Origin of the sequence: Streptomyces sp. S4.7 (assembly GCF_010384365.1) — a bacterium.
In the GTDB taxonomy this organism is placed as follows: domain Bacteria; phylum Actinomycetota; class Actinomycetes; order Streptomycetales; family Streptomycetaceae; genus Streptomyces.
Map to the genome: position 1 here is coordinate 6,364,231 of NZ_CP048397.1, position 20,922 is coordinate 6,385,152.

Genomic DNA, 20,922 nt, shown 5'->3' on the forward strand with positions numbered 1-20,922 from the left:
CCCCTCCCACCGCTGTTCCTACGCGGGCGTGAACCGCAGTGTGAGAATCTGGAACGGGCGCAGTGACACCCGCAGGCCCTCCGCACCCGTTCCCGCCTCGTGCAGCGGTCGCTCCAGCAGGTCGGTGACCTGGGCCTGTACGACGGGGAAACCGGTTCGCAGCAGGGCCGACGCGCGGTTGCCCGCCGACTCGTAGAGCCGGACCACCACATCGCCGCTACGGTCCTCGGCGAGCTTCACCGACTCCACCGTGACCGCCGGGTGGTCGACGGAGACCAGCGGCGCCGACGCGGGAGCGGCGGCGACCCGCAGCGGCAGGTTGAGCGCCAGCCCCTCCCGTACCGCGTCCGTCACCTCGGCGCCCGGCGCCAGCGCGTAGCTGAACCGGTGCGTGCCCAGGTCCGTCTCCGGGTCCGGGCTGTGCGGCGCCCGCAGCAGCGTCAGCCGCACCGTCGTGCCCAGCCCCTCGTCGTGCTCGGTGCGGGTCACGTCGTGGCCGTACGTCGAGTCGTTGACCACCGCCACGCCGTAGCCGGGCTCGGCGACCCGCAGCCAGCGGTGCGCGCAGATCTCGAACCGGGCCGCGTCCCAACTGGTGTTGGCGTGCGTGGCACGGTGCACATGACCGAACTGGATCTCGGCGGTGGACCGTTCGGCGTGCACGTCCAGCGCGAACGCCGCCTTGAGGACCTTCTCCGACTCCTGCCAGTCGACCTCGGTGACGACGTCCACCCGCCGGCCGCCGGCCGCGAGCCGGATCTCCTGCACGATCCACGACGAACCGAACGTACGGACCACCCGGACCGTCGCCCGCAGCGGTCCCTGCTCCACCAGCTGCACGGACTCCGCCGTCGTGAGATCGGTGTGCCGGTGCCGGTAGTGCCGGTCGATGTCCCAGGCGTCCCACTGATTGGGGTGGTCGGGGTGCAGCTGGAGCAGATTGCCCCGGCTGCCCGGCGCCAGGACCTCACGGTCCGCCGTCAGATCGCGTACGGAGGTGAGCAGGCCCTCGCGGTCGACGGTGACCCGCAGCAGCCCGTTGTCGAGGGTGATCACGTCGGAGCCCTCGGCGCGCGTCGTCACGCCCGCGATCTCGCCCGCCGTCTCGGCGGCGGTCAGCGCCGTCGCGCCCAGTCCGGGCACGCGTACGGCGACCGCGGACCGGCCGTGGCTGTTCAGCGCCTGCACCGCGCTGCCCTCGGGAACGTCGGCCGTGTCGGCCTCGACGACCTCGGTCCGCTCGTACGGCGAGGTGTTGAGCACCGCCGCCGCACCCCCACCGCCGCTGCCGCCGAGGGCCGCGACGGCCGCCGCCGTGATCTCCGTCAGCTCCTCCCGCACCCGCGCGTAGGTGTCCCTCGCCTCCCGGTGCACCCACGCGATGGACGAGCCCGGCAGGATGTCGTGGAACTGGTGCAGCAGCACCGTCTTCCACAGCCGGTCCAGTTCCTCGTACGGATACGCGTACGACGGCGTCCGCAGCGCGGCGGCCGTCGCCCACAACTCGGCCTCCCGCAACAGGTGTTCACTGTGCCGGTTGCCCTGCTTGGTCTTCGCCTGCGTCGTGTACGTCGCCCGGTGCAGCTCCAGATACAGCTCGCCCGACCAGACCGGCGCCTTCTGCGCGTACTCCTCCTCGGCGGCGGCGAAGAACGCGGCCGGCTTCTCGATCTCGACGCGCGGCGAGCCCTCCAGGGACTTCAGCCGGCGCGCCTTCTCCAGCATCTCGCGGGTGGGACCGCCACCGCCGTCACCCCAGCCGAACGGGACCAGTGAGCGCGACGCCCGGCCCTTGTCGGCGAAGTTCCGCTCGGCATGGGCCAGTTCGGACGCGTGGAACTGCGCGTTGTAGGTGTCGACCGGCGGGAAGTGGGTGAAGACCCGGGTGCCGTCGATGCCCTCCCACCAGAACGTGTGGTGCGGCATCTTGTTCGTCTGATTCCACGACAGCTTCTGCGTGAGGAACCACTTCACGCCCGCCAGTTTGGCCAGTTGGGGGAACGCGGCCGTGTAGCCGAAGGAGTCGGGCAGCCAGATCTCCTGCGTCTCGACCCCCAACTCCTCCTGGAAGAAACGCATTCCGTGCACGAGCTGCCTGGCCAGCGCCTCGCCGCCCGGCATGTTGGCGTCCGACTCCACCCACATCGAGCCCACGGGAGACCAATTGCCGTCGGCCACGGCCTTCTTGATGCGCTCCCAGATGTGCGGCTGGTGCTCCTTGACCCACGCGTACTGCTGCGCCTGCGAACAGGCGAAGACCAGCTCCGGGTACTCCCCGGCGAGCGCGGTGACATTGGCGAACGTCCGGGACGCCTTGCGTACGGTCTCGCGCAGCGGCCACAGCCACGCCGAGTCGATGTGCGCGTGCCCGGCCGCCGAGACGCGGTGGGCGCTCGGCGCCGCCGGGCTGGCCAGGACGCCGGCCAGTTCGGCACGGGCCGCCACCGCCGTACCCGCCACGTCGTGCAGATCGAGCACGTCCAGCATGTTCTCCAGGGCGCGCAGGATCTCGTGCCGCCGCGACCGGTCTGCGGGCAGCTCCGCCATCAGCTCGGACAGCACCTCGATGTCGAGCACCAGATGCCACACGTTCTCGTCCAGCACGGCGATGTCGGCGGCGGCGAAGGTGTACAGCGGGGTGTCACCGGCCGTCTTCACGTCCCCGAGGCGCGTCGGCAGGAAGTGGGCGGGCATCGACGGGTTCGCCGCGGCTTCGAGGAGCAGATGGACCACCTCGCCGCCCTCGGCGGGTGCGCCGACCGGGACATGGCGGTTGCGCGGGTGGACGCCCTTGATGGGCACGCCGGCCGCGTCGTACACCATCCCCTCGGCCTGGAAGCCGGGCCCCTCGTCGGTGAAGCCCGGGTCGATCACGACCTCCACGCGCAGCCCGGCGTATTCGTCCGGCACGACGCCCTCCAGCCGGAACCAGCTGGTCGACCAGGGCGGGCCCCACGGTGTGCCGGTGTGGAACGGCTCGTACGTCGCCTGGAGTGCCTGCTCCACGGGCACCGGCTCGCCCGGCACATCCCAGACCGAGAGGACGAGCGGCGTCCTGGCCGCGTACTGGGCGGGGCGGATGAACTGGCGAAGGGCGCGTTCGAGCCGGCCCTCCACCAGGGTGCGGTCGTCGTGCATCAAGGCTCCTCAGGTCTACGGCTCAGCCTTCCGGAACGGCAGACTCCAGGTGTCCGGCCGATCTCGCAACCCCTCACTTCCCACCAGAAGCACCAGGCACTCACCGGCACACCGTCCCGCATCGCCATGAGTGGCCGGTGGCCAGTGGGGAATGCATCTGGGGAGAGCGTTCAAGAGAGGAAGCTCGCACGGACAACGGGGGCATGGGGGAGATGGGGGACATGAGAGGCACGGGGGAGCAGACGCGACTGCTGCGCAAGCAGTTGCTCCGCAGAGTGGAGAGCGCCGATCTCACGGCGGTTCCCGAGGTGCGCCACGCGCTGCGCGAGCTGCTGAGTCACTGGCGGGAGCGCGAGTCGGCCGAGGTCGCGGAGCTGCTCACGAGCGAGCTGGTGACCAACGCGCTGGTGCACACCGAACACGGAGCGGTGGTCAAGGCCACGGTCGCCGACTCCCGGCTGCGGGTGGAGGTGCGTGACTTCATCGACGCCCCGCCGACGCCGAACGCGCCGACGCAGGACGACGGGACGCACGGGCGGGGGCTGGTCCTGGTCGACGGACTCGCCGACGCCTGGGGGGTGCTGACCCAGGGCCTGGGCAAGATGGTCTGGTTCGAGCTGAACGGCGAGACGGCCTGAGACGGCGAGACGGCGAGACGGCGAGACGGCCTCGGCCGAGCCGGGGCGGCCACCGCCGCACGGGGCGTACGCCAACGACGGACCGGCGCGACGGTCTCCCGCCACGCCGGTCGTCCGTCATGTGCCCACTCGTCGACGAGCCGTCTCTCCGAGTACGGCGCTCAGCCGAACTGCTGCTCCAGATGCCTGAGTTTGCGCTCCAGCGAGTCGAGCCGGGGCAGCGCCTGGGTGTCGTCCTCCGCGGTCAGGTCGACGGTACGCGCGTCGTACCCTTTCACCGGCTGGAGAGGGGGCTGGGGCCGCCCGAGCGACGTGTCGGCCTCGCGCAGTTCGCCTATGACGGGCTCCGGGGAGGCGGCTCCGACGGCCGGCGGTGAACCGCTCCCGCCGGTCACGGCCGGTACGGGCGCCGCTCCCGGCAGCTCGACCTGGCGGCCACGGCCGCGCCCCCAGGCCCGGTGCTGCCGGTTGAGGGCCTTGATCCTCGCCCGGCCCAACTTCTCCTGCTCGCGCCGCCGGTGCTTGTTCTGTTCCTTCTGCCTGCGGTCCTCGCGTACCTCGTCGACCGCCTCGTCCAGTGTGCGTACGCCTTCGAGGAGCATCAGCGACCAGGCGCCGAACGTCTCACGGGGCGCCCGCAGCCACCGGACGATCCGGATCTGCGGCAACGGACGGGGCACCAGGCCCTGTTCACGCAGGGCCGCCCGGCGGGTCTGCTTCAGCGCCCGGTCGAACAGCACGGCGGCCGAGAGCGACATGCCGGCGAAGAACTGCGGCGCTCCCGCGTGCTCCATGCCGCGCGGCGCGTGCACCCAGTTGAACCAGGCGGCGGCGCCGGCGAACGTCCACACCAACAGCCGTGAGCCGAGTGCGGCATCGCCGTGACTGGCCTCGCGCACCGCCAGCACGGAGCAGAACATCGCCGCCCCGTCGAGACCGAACGGTACGAGATACTCCCAGCCGCCCGTGAGGTTGAGGTTTTGCCGGCCGAAGCCGACGAGGCCGTGGAAGGAGAGCGCGGCGGCCACCGCGGCGCAGCAGAACAGCAGCAGATAGGAGGCGCTTCCGTAGATCGCTTCCTTCCGTCTGCGGCGCTCCTCGCTGCGCTCCCAGGAGTCCTCGGCCGCGGTCTTGGCGCCTGCGCGTTTTCCGCGCGCGATCAAAGCCACCGCTACCAGGACTCCGATAAGCATCACGCCGCTCGGAAGCAGCCAGTTGAGCGGTGGGTCGGTCAGTCGCATGCGGTGTCTGTCCCTTGCATCGCAGTGGGGCGTTTCGGGCGCCATATTGGCCGAACCACCGCTGCGCGCAGGAGTGTTTCGGGACAAGAGAACGCCAACGAGGCGCAAGGATACGCGAATAGGAGGAGTCCCCTCGAACGAACGGGCGAGGGGCCCGAGTTGCATTCGAATCTGACCCGCCCTCATGCAACCCGGAAGAGTGGCATGGTCCAACGAAGGCCGTAGGAAGGTCAGTTGCTGCTTGCGCTCAGGCGCCGGACCCGGTCGGCGTCGCACGTGCGCGGGCAGGTCACGCACGTGTCCTCGGGACGCAGCGTGTAGAAGAAGCAGCAGCTCGCCCGGTCCCTGGTGGGCAGCGATTCGCCGCCGGTGCCCCGCAGTTCACGGAAGCCCGCCGTACCGACGTACGGCTTCGTCGTTCCCGGCAGCAGCAGTTCGAGCTCCGCCATCGCGCGCCGCTCCTCGCCCAGCAGCTGCGAGACGTACCAGAGCCCCTCGACGATCTCGTCCGTCGCCATGCCCCACAGGGCGTGGTTGCGACGGCGCATACGGGGCCCGAACGCGGCCAGTACCGGGCCGAGATGCTCCGCCACCGCCGAACGCACCTCCGCGCGCAGCGCCTCCTCGTCCGGTACCACCCTGGCGCCCGGCAGCTCGGCGGCGGGGTCACCCGGCAGACAGGCGAACTCGTCGATCCGGACGGCGATGCGGCCCCGCGCCCGCTGGAAGGAGACGTGTTCCACCGGGATGCGCGGCACCCGACGGCTCACGAACCACGGCACGGTGATCAACAGGCAGACGGGCCAGGCGTATCGGTGGAGTCCGAAGGTCGCGACGACGTCCGGGCGGGCCCGTTGGCCGTAGTCGCGCACCACCTGCGCCTCGTCCCAGGCGAGAAACGTGTCGACGGCGGATCCGCCCGCCGTGAGATCGGTCGCGCCGACCCAGCCGTCGCCCGCCGCCGGACGCTCACCGTCCGTCAGCTCGTCGATGCCCAGCGAGGGGAAGACCTCGGTCAGTCGCCGGTAGGCATCGGCGACCGGTGAGGAGAACCGGCCGGACAGCAGGGTGTGCGCAGACATTCCTGGGGACCACCGAATCGCGATCGTTTGAAGGTGAGGCTTACCTTACCCGACACGAATCATGTTTGAACTGTCACCCTGTCCGCCTATGGTGCTTCGGGGGCCCGGTTCGCGCGAGCCGGGACGACCTGGAGGACGTGACAGCCGGAGGAGGACGCGCGATGGAGCTGGGCAGCGCGCACGACGGTGCGACCGCCCCCCGGCAGGCGTCGGGCCGTACGCGGGCCGAGGACGCCCCGCGAGTCCCGGACCAGGCGCGCGGCGAGCACACCCACGACGCGCTCCGCGCCGTGCCCGCCACCTCGCCCGAGCCCGGCGTACGCCGTACCGTGCGGCGGTACTCCGTACGCGGCCAGGTCCTCGACGCGCTCCGTACCGCCCTCGTCAGCGGCGAGCTGGTGCCCGGCGAGGTCTACTCAGGGCCCGCGCTCGGCGAGCGCTTCGGAGTGTCGGCCACCCCCGTGCGCGAGGCCATGCAGCAGCTCGTACTCGAAGGCGCCGTCGAGGTCGTCCCCAACCGGGGCTTCCGGGTCGCCGAGCGCACCGCCCGCGATCTGTCCGAGCTGGCCGAGGTACGGGCGCTGATCGAGGTCCCGGTGATGCTGAGGCTGGCGCGGACCGTCGCGGCCGATCGCTGGGCGCAGCTGCGCCCACTGGCCGAGGTGACCGCCACGGCGGCGGCGCACGGCGATCTCGCCGCCTACGCGGACCACGACCGCGCCTTCCACGGCGCGCTCCTCGGCCTCTCCGGCAACCGGCAGCTGGTCCTGGTCGCCGACGACCTCCACCGCCGCGCGCAGTGGCCGCTCGTCGGCGCGCCGAGGACGGTCAGGGCCGAGCTCGTCGCGGACGCCGCCGAGCACTCCGCCCTGCTCGACGCGTTGATCGCCGGCGATCTGCCGGTCGTACGCTCGCTCGTACGACAGCACTTCACCGGCGGCGCGGGCTGACCACTCCCGGCGCCGCCGCGAGGTACGCACCGGGCTTCGGTACCGTGCGCGTGCGGGTGGCGTCCCCCGCTTCCGGCGACGTCCGGCCGGGGAGTGACCTCAGGGCTCCCTCGCCCGGCGCCGTGTCGGATCAGGCCGCCGTGGGTGGCGCGAGTTGTGCCGCCAGCCAGGTCGGGACGCCGTCCAGCAGGCGGAACAGCCGGCCCGCCTCCGCACGCAGTCGTGTCGCCTCCGGCTCCGGTTCGGCGTCGGCCAGGGCGGCGAGTGCCGGGGCCGTACCGACCAGATAGCCCAGCTCCTCACGGATCCGCAGCGACTCGCCGAAGCCGTGCCGCGCCTCCGCCAGCTCGCCCTCGCGCAGCGCGAGCCCGGCCAGATGGCGCCAGGTGAAGGAGAGCAGCAGCGACTGCCCGTGCGCGGTGGCGCCCGCGTGGGCGCGCCGGTACGCGGCGAGGGCCGACTGCGGGGAGTCCGAGAGGTGTTCGGCGATCAGGCCCCGCCGGAAGTCGAGCAGCGGACGGCCGGGCGCCGTCGGGGCGAGCAGCGCGGCGGCCCGCCCGAGCGCGGCACGCGCCTCGTCGGCGCGGTCGCGCACCCCGAGGACGGTGGACGCGTAGGCGAGATGGCCGCGCTCGCACGCCGCGCCGCCCCGTTCGTCGTCCTCGCGCGCCGTGGCCTCCGCGACCCGGAGCGCGTCCTCGGCCTCCGGCCAGCCCTCACCGGTGAACAGGCAGCGCTCCACCAGCAGTGACGCCCGCTGGAGAGAGGGCGCGGCTCCCGGATGGGGCGCGAGCAGGGCGGCGGCGTCGGTCCAACAGCCGCGCGAGCGCAACCGCCATACCGCGGTCTGGAGTGGGTCGTCACCGGTAGTGAATCCGGAACCAGACATGGCGGTATCCGCCACATTGCCCTCCCCGAGCGCGCCATTGTGCTGTTGAGTTCTCACGCATCTCAGCACGGATCGGCACGCCGGGCCAATAGTTCAGGTGAAAAAATTCACAATGCCTTGGTCAACAAGGGGTCGACAGGGGGATGCCCGACGCTCCGTCAGGACGGCCGCGAGCACCGTCCGGCAGGGTCCTCACGTATCTCGTCGGCCGGGCTGACCAGGGAGATCCGCCCGCCGCCGGGCGGTGGGGAGTTCACCGCGAGGGCGGCCACGGGCCGCTCCCCGTCACACGGTCGGGTCCTGCCCGTGACCGCAACGGGTGACGGCGGTCAACCTGGCACCGGGTGACGCGTGTTGGGCCCGGTCAGCTCATCCGGAGCGCCAGGAAGAAGTCGAGCTTGTCCTCCAGACGGGACAGGTCGCGGCCCGTCAGCTGCTCGATGCGCCCCACCCGGTACCGCAACGTGTTCACGTGCAGATGCAGCCGGGCGGCGCAACGGGTCCAGGAGCCGTCGCAGTCGAGGAACGCCTGAAGCGTCGGGACGAGTTCGGCGCGGTGGCGGCGGTCGTACTCGCGCAGCGGATCGAGCAGCCGCGCGGTGAACGCGCGCCGGACGTCGTCCGGGACGAACGGCAACAGCAGTACGTGCGAGGCCAGCTCGTGATGGCCCGCCGCGCACACCCGGCCGGGCCGGGCCGCGGCCACCCGGCGGGCGTGTCTGGCCTCCTCCAGCGCGCCGCGCAGGCCCTCGGCCGAGTGGACGGCCGCGCTGACACCCAGGGTCAGCCGGCCGTCGTCGGCGAGTCCGGCGGCCAGTGGCCGGCGTACGGCGGCGAGCAGGACGTCGGCGCGCAGACCCGCGTCCGCGGGCTCCGCGTGGCCCTCGCCGCCAACCGGCGCCGTACCGTCCCGGTCCCCGTACCCGCCTTCGCTCTCGTCCCCGGCGTCGGAAGGTACCGCCAGCGGCACCAGCGCGATCGCCTCGCCGCCCGTGTGGGCCACCGCGATCCGATCGCCCGACTCCATGCCCGCCGCCGTCGGATCGACCAGGATCTCCTCCAGCACCGACTGGGCGACCGGACCCGTGTCGGCCGAGTCGCCCTCGGCCTCGCCGTCCCAGTCGACACGCGCCACGACCAGCTGCCAGTGCGGGGCCGCTCCGTCGCCGGGCAGCAGCACCGGCGCCGCGACCCTCAGCCGGGCCGCGATGTCGGCGGGCGGGGCACCGCTCTGCACGAGTTCCAGGATCTCCTGGGCGAGCCGGCGCCGTACCGTGCGCGCCGCGTCCCGCCGGTCCCGTTCGACCGCGATCAGCTGGGTGACGCCCTGGAGCAGATCCAGCCGGGGGGCCGCCCACTCACCGGCGTCCGCCTCCACGGCCAGCAGCCAGTCGGACAGGACGCTCTCGCGCACGTCCGGGCCCGGACCGCCGCCAGGACCGCCCGGACTTCCGGCACCGCCCGCTCCCGCCGCGCCGCGCCCCCCGGCACGCACCGGGAACAGCGAGTACGTCCTGCCGTCCACGGCCACCCGGTGCGGTGCCCGCCGCCCCGTCCGCGTCGCCGCCAGATGCTCCGCCGCCAGAGCCGCGCCCGCCGCGCCGGACAGCGGCTCGCCCGCCCCGGCGATCCGCCGCCCGGTGGGCGAGAGCACCCAGGCCCGCAGATCGAGGTCCGATCCCAGCAGGTCAAGGACGACCTCCGGCCCTCCGCCGGCCGGGCCGGACGTCATCAGCCTGCGGTGCCGGTCGACGACGGCGGCCAGGTCCCCCGCTCGCTCCCCGGACACCTGCCGCACCACGTACTCGGTGATCGTCGCGAACGCGACGGACTCGTTCACCGCGAAGAGCGGCAGCCGGTGCCGCAGACACGCCCCGACCAGGTCGTCCGGGACGGCACCCAGCTCCGCCTCACCGGCGGCCAGCCCCGCCACCCCGGCACCGGCGAGGAGCCGTACGAACGGCTCGGAGTCCTGGGGCGTCCGCCGCCAGGCCAGCCCGGTCAGGACCAGTTCGCCGCCCGACAGATAGCGGCTGGGGTCCCGCAGATCGGTGGTCATCACACCGCGTACGGTCCGGTCGAGCTCGTCCCGGCCACCGAGCAGCCGCAGGCCCAGCGCATCGGTTTCCAGCAGTGCGCGCAGCCGCATCTCGTCGCCGCCGATCTCTTCTCTCGTCCCGGATGAGCCGTGCTCGGCGAGCGTCCGCCGCCTCGCCATTTGTTCGAATCTACAAGACCCGGAAGCCGCCCAGCCAACTCCTTCATGGTTTCGGTGACTGCACCGGACGGAGCACGGCCGGTGTACTTGGGCCACACAGCGTTAACACCTGGTGAATATCCGTATGAGACAACCGGACCGAAACCGGACCGACAGTCGAGACTCCGGCCGTCCCCCGGGCTCCAGTGAACGACCGATCGCGAATGAACGACCGATCACGAATGAAGAGAGCCACTCATGGACTTCCTTCGCCCCGCCGGCTGGGAGGAGGCGCTCGCCGCCAAGGCTGAGCACCCCACCGCCGTACCCATCGCGGGTGGTACCGATGTCATGGTCGAGATCAACTTCGACCACCGGCGGCCCGAGTACCTCATGGACCTGAACCGCATCGGCGAACTGAGCGAATGGACGGTCGGCGAGGAGCACGTCCGCCTGGGCGCCTCCGTCCCGTACACCCGGATCATGGACCACCTGCGGACCGAGCTGCCCGGACTCGCCCTCGCCTCGCACACCGTCGGCTCGCCCCAGATCCGCAACCGCGGCTCCGTCGGGGGCAACCTCGGCGCCGCCTCGCCCGCCGGCGACTCGCACCCCGCGCTGCTCGCCGCGGGCGCCGAGGTGGAGGTGGAGTCCGTACGCGGCGTCCGCCACATTCCCGTCGAGGAGTTCTACACGGGCGTGAAGCGCAACGCGCTGGCCCCGGACGAGCTGATCAGGTCCGTCCTCATCAAGAAGGCGTCCGGACCGCAGCAGTTCTCCAAGGTCGGTACGCGCAACGCGATGGTCATCGCGGTCTGCGCGTTCGGCATCGCCCTGCACCCCGACACCCGCACCGTGAAGACCGGCATCGGCTCCGCCGCGCCCACCCCGCTGCGGGCCCGTGCCGCCGAGGACTTCCTCAACGCGGCGCTGGAGGAGGGCGGGTTCTGGGAGAACGGCAAGGTCATCACCCCGTCGGTCGTCAAGCAGTTCGCGGACCTCGCGTCCGGCGCCTGCAACCCGATCGACGACGTGCGCGGCACCGCGAAGTACCGCCGCCACGCGGTGGGCATCATGGCCCGCCGCACGCTCGGCTGGACCTGGGAGCAGTACCGGGCCACCGGCACCACGCTGGAAGGAGCTGCATAGCGATGCGCGTGAACTTCACCGTCAACGGCCGTCCCCAGGAGGCCGACGACGTCTGGGAGGGCGAGTCCCTCCTCTACGTCCTGCGCGAGCGCATGGGCCTGCCCGGCTCGAAGAACGCCTGCGAGCAGGGCGAGTGCGGCTCCTGTACGGTCCGCCTCGACGGTCTGCCCGTCTGCGCCTGCCTCGTCGCGGCCGGCCAGGTCGAGGGCCGTGACGTGGTCACCGTCGAGGGCCTGGCGGACTTCGCCGAGCAGCGTGCGGAGCGCGGCGGTTGCGGCGCCGATGGCTCGGAGGGCTCCGCGCCCGCCGACGGCACCGCAGGCTCCGCCACCTGCGGTACGAGTCTGCAGAGGGCTCAGCGGTGGCAGGCCGGGGGCACCGACTCCCGGACCGGCGAAGGCGGTGACCTCTCCCCGATCCAGCAGGCGTTCATCGACGCGGGCGCCGTGCAGTGCGGCTTCTGCACCCCCGGTCTGCTGGTCACCGCCGACGAGATGCTGGAGCGCAACCCCTCGCCGTCGGACGCGGACATCCGCGAGGCCCTCTCCGGCAACCTGTGCCGCTGCACCGGCTACGAGAAGATCCTCGACGCGGTCCGCCTCGCGGCCGCCCGGCAGTCCGAGGCGGTCTGACCATGGCGACCACGGGCACACCCACCGACATCACACAGGGCTCCAGGACCAGGGGCGGCATCGGCGAGTCCACACTCCGCCCCGACGGCATCCTCAAGGTCACCGGCGAGTTCGCGTACTCCTCCGACATGTGGCACGAGGACATGCTGTGGGGTCACACCCTGCGCAGCACCGTCGCGCACGCCGAGATCCGCTCCATCGACACGGCCGAGGCGCTGGCCACCCCCGGCGTGTACGCGGTCCTCACCTACGACGACCTGCCGGCCGAGGTGAAGCGCTACGGCCTGGAGTTCCAGGACACCCCCGTCCTCGCCCACGGCAAGGTCCGCCACCACGGCGAGCCCGTCGCGATCGTCGCGGCCGACCACCCCGAGACCGCGCGCCGGGCCGCCGCCAAGATCCGGATCGACTACGCCGACCTGCCGGTCGTCACCGACGAGGCGTCCGCGACGGCCGAGGGCGCGCCGCTGGTCCACGAGCACCGCGACGACCACCACGCGGAGCACGTGCCGCACCCGAACATCGTCCACCGCCAGCCCATCGTGCGCGGTGACGCGGCCGGGGCCGCCGCGCGGGCCGACGTCGTCGTCTCCGGCGAGTACGTCTTCGGCATGCAGGACCAGGCGTTCCTCGGCCCGGAGTCCGGCCTCGCCGTACCGGGTGAGGACGGCGGCGTCGACCTGTACGTCGCCACGCAGTGGCTGCACTCCGACCTCCGCCAGATCGCGCCCGTCCTCGGCCTGCCCGAGGACAAGGTCCGGATGACGCTCTCCGGCGTCGGCGGCGCCTTCGGCGGCCGTGAGGACCTGTCGATGCAGATCCACGCGTGCCTGCTGGCCCTGCGTACCGGGAAACCGGTCAAGATCGTCTACAACCGGTTCGAGTCGTTCTTCGGGCATGTCCACCGCCATCCGGCGAAGCTCTGGTACGAGCACGGGGCCACCAGGGAAGGCAAGCTCACGCACATGAAGTGCCGGATCGTGCTGGACGGCGGCGCGTACGCCTCCGCGTCCCCGGCCGTCGTCGGCAACGCCTCCTCGCTCTCCGTGGGCCCCTACGCCGTCGAGGACGTCGACATCGAGGCACTGGCGCTCTACACCAACAACCCGCCCTGCGGCGCGATGCGCGGCTTCGGAGCCGTACAGGCGTGCTTCGCGTACGAGGCGCAGATGGACAAGCTCGCCGCCGGACTCGACATGGACCCCGTGGAGTTCCGCCGTCTCAACGCCATGGAGCAGGGCACGCTCCTGCCCACCGGGCAGCGCGTCGACTCGCCCGCGCCCGTCGCCGAACTGCTGCGCCGCGTCAAGGCGCGCCCGATGCCGCCCGAGAGGCAGTGGCTCGCGGCGGGCGAGGCGGCCGACGTACGGGCCCTGCCCGGCGGGCTGTCCAACACCACGCACGGCGAAGGCGTCGTACGGGGCGTGGGCTACGCGGTCGGCCTCAAGAACGTCGGCTTCTCCGAGGGCTTCGACGACTACTCCACTGCCCGCGTGCGGATGGAGGTCATCAACGGCGAGCCGGTCGCCACCGTGCACACCGCGATGGCGGAGGTCGGCCAGGGCGGTGTCACCGTCCACGCGCAGATCGCCCGCACCGAACTGGGCGTCGCCCAGGTGACGATCCAGCCGGCCGACACCCGGGTGGGATCCGCCGGTTCGACCTCCGCGTCCCGTCAGACGTACGTCACGGGCGGTGCGATCAAGAACACCTGCGAGCACGTCCGCGAGAAGGTCCTGGAGATCGGCCGGGCCAGGTTCGGCACGTACCACCCCGCCTGGGCCACGGCCGAACTGCTGCTGGAGAGCGGCAAGGTCGTCACCGACGGCGGGGAGGTCCTGGCCGATCTGGTGGACGTCCTGGAGGGCGAGTCGGTCGACCTCGAACTGGAATGGCGCCACCGGCCCACGCAGGCGTTCGACCTGCGTACGGGGCAGGGGAACGGCCATGTCCAGTACTCGTTCGCCGCGCACCGCGCGGTGGTCGAGGTCGACACGGAACTGGGCCTGGTCAAGGTGGTCGAGCTGGCCGTGGCGCAGGACGTCGGCAAGGCGCTCAACCCGCTGTCCGTCCTCGGCCAGATCCAGGGTGGCACCACCCAGGGTCTGGGCGTGGCGGTCATGGAGGAGATCATCGTCGACCCGAAGACCGCGAAGGTGCGCAACCCGTCCTTCACGGACTATCTGATCCCCACCATCCTCGACACGCCGACGATCCCGGTCGATGTGCTCGAACTGGCCGACGAACACGCGCCGTACGGGCTGCGTGGCATCGGCGAGGCCCCGACCCTGTCGTCGACCCCCGCCGTGCTCGCGGCGATCCGCAACGCGACGGGTCTGGAGCTGAACAGGACCCCGGTACGGCCGGAGCACCTGACCGGCACCTGACGGGCACCTGCCCGGACGCTCCGGGCGGCGCCCATCGGTGCCGCCCGGAGCCCCGGCCGCCGCCGCACCGCTCGCGGCGGCACAGCGGTACCGCGGTACCGCGACACCCTCGTAAGACAACCCAGTTCGCCTCGGGCCGTCCCCCGGGTCGTGCAGCCCACGCACCATCCCAAATCCCGCATCTGAGAAGTCCCACCGCGGGTGCCCCTGTGAACCTTGGGAGTAGGCATCATGACCCAGCAGTCCGTGGAGCCCGTGACACCCGCCGAGGACGCCGGCCCAGGCTCGCGTCCCCCGGCCGGAAGGTCCTGGCTCGACCGGTATTTCCACATATCCCAGCGGGGATCCACCGTCGCGCGCGAAGTGCGCGGCGGCGTCACGACCTTCATGGCCATGGCGTACATCCTGCTGCTCAACCCGCTCATCCTGGGCGGGAAGGACGTCGCGGGCAATGTGCTCGGCCAGCCCGCGCTGATCACCGCCACCGTCGTCGCCGCGGCCGTCACCACGCTGCTGATGGGCTTCGTCGGCAAGGTGCCGCTGGCCCTCGCCGCCGGTCTCTCCGTCTCCGGCGTCATCTCCACGCAGGTCGCCCCCAACATGACCTGGCCGCAGGCCATGGGCATGTGCGTGATGTACGGCGTCGTGATCATGCTGCTGGTCGTCACCGGCCTGCGCGAGATGATCATGAACGCGATCCCGCTCGCGCTCAAGCACGCCATCACGATGGGCATCGGCACCTTCATCGCATTGATCGGCCTGGTCAAGGCGGGGTTCGTACACGCCTCCGAGGGCGGCGGACCCGTCACCCTGGGCCCGGCCGGCGAACTCGCCGGCTGGCCGGTCCTGATCTTCGCCGTCACGCTGCTGCTGATCTTCATGCTCCAGGCGCGCGAGGTGCCCGGCGCGATCCTGATCGGCATCGTCGTCGGTACGATCGTCGCCGCCGTGCTCAACGCGGCCGGTGTCATCGGCGCCAGGGCGTGGGCGGGCGGACCGCCCGAACTGGCCGGCGGCGCCGTCTCCATGCCGGACTTCTCGCTCTTCGGGGACGTCGAGTTCGGCGGCTGGGGCGAGGTCGGCGCGATGACCGTCGGCATGATCGTCTTCACGCTCGTGCTCGCCGGCTTCTTCGACGCCATGGCCACCATCATCGGCGTCGGTACGGAGGCCGGGCTCGCCGACGACAAGGGCCGTATGCCGGGTCTGTCGAAGGCGCTGTTCATCGACGGCGCGGGCGGTGTCGTCGGCGGTGTGGCGGGCGGTTCGGGACAGACCGTGTTCGTGGAGTCCGCGACCGGGGTCGGCGAGGGGGCCCGTACGGGCTTCGCCTCCGTCGTCACCGGCCTCTTCTTCGCCGCCTGTCTGTTCTTCAGCCCGATCACCCAGATCGTCCCCGGCGAGGTCGCGGCGGCGGCCCTGGTGGTCATCGGGGCGATGATGATGCAGAACGCCAAGCACGTCGACTGGAACGACCGCGCCGTCGCCGTCCCGGTCTTCCTGACCGTCGTGATCATGCCGTTCACCTACCAGATCACCGCCGGAGTCGCCGCCGGCGTCATCTCCTACGTCGCCATCAAGGTCGCCCAGGGCAAGGTCCGGGAGATCGGCGCCTTCATGTGGGGGCTGACCGTGATCTTCCTCGTCTTCTTCGCGCTCCACCCGATCGAGGGCTGGCTCGGCGTGAACTGACGCCACCGCGTCCCGACGGCGCCGACGCGCCGCGTCCCCCCGTACATCCGATACTGAGAGACCAGAGGAGGCGGACATGCTGGACATCGCCGACGAACTGAACCGGTGGGTCGAGCAGGGACGGGACTTCGCCGTGGCCACCGTGGTGGCCGTCGGCGGCAGCGCGCCCCGGCAGCCGGGCGCCGCCCTCGCCGTCGACAGCGAGGGCAGAGCGATCGGCTCCGTCTCGGGCGGATGTGTGGAGGGCGCGGTCTACGACCTGTGCCGGCAGTCCCTGGACGACGGCGAGACCGTCCTCCAGACGTTCGGCTACAGCGACGAGGACGCCTTCGCCGTGGGACTGACCTGCGGCGGCGTCATCGACATCCTCGTCACCCCGGTACGCGCGGACTCCCCCGGCAGGGACGTGTTCGCCGCCGCGCTGTCCGCCGCCGCCGGAGGTCGGGCGGCGGCCGTCGCGCGGGTCACCGACGGCCCCCCGGAACTGCGCGGCCGAGCCCTCCTCGTACGCCCCGGGGGAGCGTACGAGGGGACGCTGGGCGGCCACCCGGCGCTGGACGGCACGGCGGCGGACGAGGCCCGCGCCCTGCTGGACGCGGGACACACCGGCACCGTCACAATCGGCGAGGACGGCTCGCGCTGCGGACGGCCCCTGACACTCCTCGTCGAGTCGAGCGTGCCGGCCCCGCGCATGATCGTCTTCGGTGCCATCGACTTCGCGTCCGCGCTGGTCAGGGTCGGGAAGTTCCTCGGCTACCACGTCACGGTGTGCGACGCCCGCCCCGTCTTCGCCACCCGCGCCCGCTTCCCGGACGCCGAAGAGATCGTGGTGGACTGGCCGCACCGCTATCTGGAGTCGACGCGGACCGACGGCCGTACGGTGCTCTGCGTGCTGACCCACGACGCCAAGTTCGACGTCCCCCTGCTGCGACTCGCCCTCAGACTGCCCGTCGCCTACGTCGGTGCCATGGGCTCCCGGCGCACACACCTCGACCGCAACGAGCGGCTGCGCGGCGTCGGCGTCAGCGAACTGGAGCTGACGAGGCTGCGCAGCCCCATCGGCCTGGACCTCGGGGCACGTACGCCGGAGGAGACCGCGCTGTCGATCGCGGCGGAGATCGTCGCGAACCGGCGCGGCGGCACCGGCGTCTCACTGACCGGCGCCCACACCCCGATCCACCACGACGGGAACCGGGCCCCCACGGGCCGTATCGGCTCCGTCGCCTGAGATTGCGGGCCCGTCGCCGGCCGGCCGCCGTCCCCGGAGTACCGCACGGGCCAGGTGGCCACCCCGTGAGGCGATCACCGCGGCCGACGCCAGCGCCGCCGCCGCGACACACACCACCAGAGCGGGCCACACGTACACCACCTGGGCGAACGTGCCCTCCCGTCGCATCAGCAGGCCCACCAGATCGGCGAGCCACACCAGACAGCCGACCGGCAGCGCGTACGGCAGGGTCCGCAGCCCCGCACGCCACAGCGGGCGTCCGGCCGCGCGCCGCGCCCAGCCCCGCGCCCGTACGGCGCCGAGGGTGCCGAGCCCCAGTGCGAGCAGCGTCAGCGCGGCGAGGACATGGTCGGCGGTCATGGTGAACGGCTCCCTGATCTCCGCCGGGCGGCCCTCGGCCAGATCCCGCAGCCCGTCCGCGATGCCCGCGCTGTCGTCGCCGGAGATCATGCCGGTGTTGCTGACGACGGCGATGCCGATCCTCCGGTCCGGCAGAAGGAGCTGGATGGCGTTCTGGGTCAGCAGCTCACCGGTGTGCTGGAGCGGCGGCGACTCCTTCTCCCCGTCCTTTCCCCCTTCGCTCCCGCCGCTCCTGTCGTGCTGTTCGCCGAGCGACCAGCCCATGGCGTAGTTCTCGCCCCCGGGCGGTGTGTGCATGGTGGCCACGCTCCGCGCGGAGACGACCCGCCTGCCGTCCGCGCCGACGCCGCCGTTGTTCTGTGCGATCAGCCAGTGGGCCAGGTCGTCGGCGGTGGTGACGACACCGTGGCCGCCCGCCGTGAACCAGCGCGGGTGCGCGCGCTCCACCACCCGGCCGTAGGCCCGTACGTATCCCCGCGCGTTCTCGGGCATGTCGGTGGTGGCGTCGACGGAACGCGAGTCCGTCATCCGCAGGGGTGCGAAGACATGGCCGCGGAGGCGGTCGGCGAACGGCTCGCCGGTGACCACCTCGACCAGCCGGGCCGCGACGAAGTAGTTGGGGTTGTGGTAGCTCCACCGGGTCCCCGGCTCGGCGGCCAGACGGGCCCCGCGCATCCGGGCCACCGCCCCCTTCAAGGTGTGCGCCTGCGGCAGTGCCAGATCGGGGAAGGCCGAATCGGCCATGCCGGACGTCTGGTCGAGCAGCTGCCGGACGGTGATCCGCGCGGCCCGCTCGTCGGCCATGGTGAACTCCGGCAGATAGCCCCGTACGGGCCGGTCGAGTTCGACCTTCCCCTCGTCGACGAGCTGCATGACGGCGAGCGCGGTCATGGACTTGGAGAGCGAGGCCACCGGGACCGGCGTCCGCCCCGTCATGGCCGTCCCGCCGGCCGTGCGCCCGTACCCGCCGGTGTGGACGACCTCCCCGCCCCTGGTCACCGCCACCACGGCGCCGGGCAGCCCGGTCTCCGTCAAATAGCTGTTCACGAAGCGGTCTATCGCGGCGGGGGTCAGGGTGGCGGGCACGGGGGCCGGTCCGGCGAGCGCGGTCGGGACGGGGCCCGCGAGGGCGACGGCCGTGACACCGAGCGCGGCGACGAGCCGCCCCGCCGTGCGCCGGCCGGGCGCGAAGCGGCCGTGACGGCCGGTTCGCCGGCCGCTTCCCCAGGGCCCGTCCGCCCGCCGGCCGCTCGTCCGCGGGGCCCTCGTCCGGGGCCCGTTCCCGCCGGGCGCGTTCGTACCGAGTCTGTTCGTGCTGATCCACATGCCCCGTATCCCACCGCCCGCCGGGTATCCGGCGCATTGGCGTGGACGGGAGTCCGAAGGTAGTACTGGTCCTACTGTCCGGACCGCGGCCCGCGGCTACGGTCGACGGGTGCACCACTCGACAGCCTGGCGGGCCGTGGGCCGGAGCCCGTGGAAGTTCCTCACCTCCTCCTGGCCCTGGCGTTCCCTCCTCTACCTCCTGACCGGCGGTCTCTTCGGCGCGCTCGTCCTGACGGTCCTCGCGGCGCTGACGCTCGCCGGTGTCCTCTCCCTGGTCGCCGGCGTCGGAGCCGTACTGCTCCTCGGCGTCGCCCTGTCCGGCATCGTCGTCAGCCGCGTCGAGCGCCGGCGGCTGCGTCTGATGGACCCCGACCCGCTCCCCGACCCGCACCGCCCGCCGGCCGCACCCGGGGTGCGCGGCTGGCTGGCCACCCGGCTGCGGGAGCCCGCCACCTGGCGTGAACTGGGCTTCACCGCCGCGTCGTTGGCCGCGATGTGGTGGATGGACGTGCTGGTGCTGGGGGTCTCGCTCGCCGTCCCGGTGCTCCTGGCCACCTCACCCGTCGGTGATCCGGACGCCTGGCCGCTGACGGTCCTCGCGCTGTGCCTGGTGCCGGTCGCGCCGTACACCATCACCGTCTGGGCCGGTGCGCGCGCCGCCATGACCCGCGCGATCCTCGCCCCCCGCGACGGGGAACTCGGCCGGCAGCTGACCGAGGTACGGGCCTCCCGGGCCCGGCTGGTCGGCTCCTTCGACGCGGAGCGCCGCAGGATCGAACGGGACCTGCACGACGGGGCCCAGCAGCGGCTCGTCTCGCTCAACGTCCTGCTGGGCATGGCCCGGCTGGACGCGGAGCCCGGCTCGTCCGTCGCCCGGCAGCTCGGCACCGCGCAGGAACAGGTCACCCTGGCCGTCGACGAGTTGCGCGAGCTGAGCCGGGGCGTGCACCCCAAGGCACTGACGGACCACGGACTGCCCGAGGCCGTCGGCAATCTCACCGCCCGCTCCGTCCTGCCGGTCACCGTCGACATCCGGCTGCCGCACCGCCCGCCGGCCGCCGTGGAGACGGCCGCGTACTTCGTCGTCGCCGAAGCCCTCGCCAACGCGACCAAGCACAGCGCGGCCACCCGCGCCGAGGTGCACGCGCGGCTGCACGCCGACGTACTGACGCTCAGCATCAGCGACAACGGTGTGGGCGGCGCCGATCCGGCGGCCGGTACCGGGCTGGTCGGCCTCGCCGACCGGGTCGCCGCCGCCGATGGCAGACTGCGGATCTCCAGCCCGGCCGGTGGCCCCACCCTGCTGCACGCGGAGATCCCATGTCGCTGACCGTCGTCCTCGCCGAGGACTCCCCGCTGATGCGCGACGGCCTGGTCGGTGTCCTGACCCGGTTCGGCCACCGGCCCGTCGCCGAGGTCGGCGACGCGGACAGCCTGATCACCGCGGTCCGCGCGCACCGGCCCGACATCGTCGTCACCGACATCCGCATGCCGCCGGACCACTCGGACGACGGCCTGCGCGCCGCCGTCGCCCTGCGCCGCGAACACCCCGCGCTGCCGGTCCTGGTGCTCAGCCAGTACGTGGAGCAGTCCTACGCCGCACGCCTGCTCGACCTCGGCAGCGACGGCGGTGTGGGCTATCTGCTCAAGGACCGGGTCAGCGCGGTGACGGAGTTCGTCGACGCGGTGGTCCGGGTCGCCGCGGGCGAGACGGTGGTGGACCCGGAGGTCGTACGCCAACTCCTGCACCGGCAGCAGGATCCGCTCCGGCGGCTCACCCCCAGGGAGCGCGAGGTGCTCTCCCTGATGGCGGAGGGGCGGGCGAACGCGGAGATCGCGCGGCAGCTGTACGTGACGGAGGCGGCGGTCAACAAGCACGTCAGCGCCATCCTGCAGAAGCTGGACCTGCGCGTGGACGGTGAGGGCCACCGGCGCGTGCTGGCCGTCCTCGCGTATCTGCGCGCCTGACCGGGGTGTCGGGCAACCGAGTCCGAGGCCACCGACCTCTCCCGG

General features: G+C 72.3%; 15 protein-coding genes. 9 read left to right on the plus strand and 6 right to left on the minus strand.

What is annotated here, in order from left to right:
- Positions 1-18 precede the first annotated feature (18 nt).
- A complete protein-coding gene (locus SSPS47_RS28395; protein ID WP_164253432.1) occupies positions 19-3,138 on the minus strand; it encodes a glycoside hydrolase family 38 C-terminal domain-containing protein in 3,120 nt (1,039 codons plus the stop codon).
- A 221-nt stretch (positions 3,139-3,359) separates the two neighbouring features.
- Between SSPS47_RS28395 and SSPS47_RS28400 the strand changes: the two genes are divergently transcribed.
- Entirely contained in the window at positions 3,360-3,776 is a 417-nt protein-coding gene (locus SSPS47_RS28400; RefSeq protein WP_239065092.1) for an ATP-binding protein, read from the plus strand.
- 161 nt (positions 3,777-3,937) lie between these two features.
- Here the strand turns inward: SSPS47_RS28400 and SSPS47_RS28405 are convergent, their stop codons facing one another.
- Complete coding sequence (locus tag SSPS47_RS28405) at positions 3,938-5,017, minus strand: DUF2637 domain-containing protein (protein WP_164253434.1); 1,080 nt, start codon at positions 5,015-5,017, stop codon at positions 3,938-3,940.
- A gap of 230 nt (positions 5,018-5,247) precedes the next feature.
- Positions 5,248-6,099, minus strand: a complete 852-nt coding sequence (locus SSPS47_RS28410; RefSeq protein WP_164253435.1) for a (2Fe-2S)-binding protein — start codon at positions 6,097-6,099, stop codon at positions 5,248-5,250.
- A 161-nt stretch (positions 6,100-6,260) separates the two neighbouring features.
- Between SSPS47_RS28410 and SSPS47_RS28415 the strand changes: the two genes are divergently transcribed.
- Positions 6,261-7,049 carry a GntR family transcriptional regulator gene (locus SSPS47_RS28415; protein WP_164253436.1) on the plus strand — a complete coding sequence of 263 codons (789 nt, stop codon included), beginning with the start codon at positions 6,261-6,263 and terminating at the stop codon, positions 7,047-7,049.
- A 130-nt stretch (positions 7,050-7,179) separates the two neighbouring features.
- On the opposite strand, the gene SSPS47_RS28420 is transcribed toward SSPS47_RS28415, so the two are convergent.
- Together SSPS47_RS28420 and SSPS47_RS28425 are read right to left on the minus strand one after the other, a co-directional pair.
- On the minus strand, positions 7,180-7,938 hold the full coding sequence (locus tag SSPS47_RS28420; protein ID WP_203557944.1) for a hypothetical protein: 759 nt from the start codon (positions 7,936-7,938) through the stop codon (positions 7,180-7,182).
- A 364-nt stretch (positions 7,939-8,302) separates the two neighbouring features.
- Positions 8,303-10,087, minus strand: coding sequence for a PucR family transcriptional regulator ligand-binding domain-containing protein (locus tag SSPS47_RS28425; RefSeq protein WP_164255108.1), 1,785 nt, complete (start codon positions 10,085-10,087; stop codon positions 8,303-8,305).
- 306 nt (positions 10,088-10,393) lie between these two features.
- Here SSPS47_RS28425 and SSPS47_RS28430 point away from each other — a divergent pair, with 306 nt between their 5' ends.
- The 5 genes from SSPS47_RS28430 (at position 10,394) to SSPS47_RS28450 (ending at position 17,223) form a co-directional block, all read left to right on the plus strand.
- Complete coding sequence (locus SSPS47_RS28430) at positions 10,394-11,284, plus strand: xanthine dehydrogenase family protein subunit M (RefSeq protein WP_164253438.1); 891 nt, start codon at positions 10,394-10,396, stop codon at positions 11,282-11,284.
- A 2-nt stretch (positions 11,285-11,286) separates the two neighbouring features.
- On the plus strand, positions 11,287-11,916 hold the full coding sequence (locus SSPS47_RS28435; protein ID WP_164253439.1) for a (2Fe-2S)-binding protein: 630 nt from the start codon (positions 11,287-11,289) through the stop codon (positions 11,914-11,916).
- Between the two features lie 2 nt (positions 11,917-11,918).
- A complete protein-coding gene (locus SSPS47_RS28440) occupies positions 11,919-14,303 on the plus strand; it encodes a molybdopterin cofactor-binding domain-containing protein (RefSeq protein WP_164253440.1) in 2,385 nt (794 codons plus the stop codon).
- A gap of 231 nt (positions 14,304-14,534) precedes the next feature.
- Entirely contained in the window at positions 14,535-15,995 is a 1,461-nt protein-coding gene (locus SSPS47_RS28445) for an NCS2 family permease (RefSeq protein WP_164253441.1), read from the plus strand.
- Positions 15,996-16,071: 76 nt separating this feature from the next.
- Entirely contained in the window at positions 16,072-17,223 is a 1,152-nt protein-coding gene (locus tag SSPS47_RS28450; protein ID WP_164253442.1) for an XdhC/CoxI family protein, read from the plus strand.
- On the opposite strand, the gene SSPS47_RS28455 is transcribed toward SSPS47_RS28450, so the two are convergent.
- On the minus strand, positions 17,146-18,909 hold the full coding sequence (locus SSPS47_RS28455; RefSeq protein ID WP_164253443.1) for a serine hydrolase domain-containing protein: 1,764 nt from the start codon (positions 18,907-18,909) through the stop codon (positions 17,146-17,148). The two genes, SSPS47_RS28450 and SSPS47_RS28455, sit on opposite strands and share 78 nt — an antisense overlap.
- A gap of 109 nt (positions 18,910-19,018) precedes the next feature.
- Between SSPS47_RS28455 and SSPS47_RS28460 the strand changes: the two genes are divergently transcribed.
- Positions 19,019-20,239 (plus strand): sensor histidine kinase, encoded by a 1,221-nt coding sequence (locus tag SSPS47_RS28460; RefSeq protein WP_164253444.1) that lies wholly within the window; start codon positions 19,019-19,021, stop codon positions 20,237-20,239.
- The gene (locus SSPS47_RS28465; protein WP_147875001.1) at positions 20,230-20,877 is read left to right on the plus strand and encodes a response regulator transcription factor; all 648 of its coding nucleotides are present in this window, start codon (positions 20,230-20,232) and stop codon (positions 20,875-20,877) included. Before SSPS47_RS28460 ends, SSPS47_RS28465 begins: the two co-directional genes overlap by 10 nt.
- Positions 20,878-20,922: the final 45 nt, after the last annotated feature.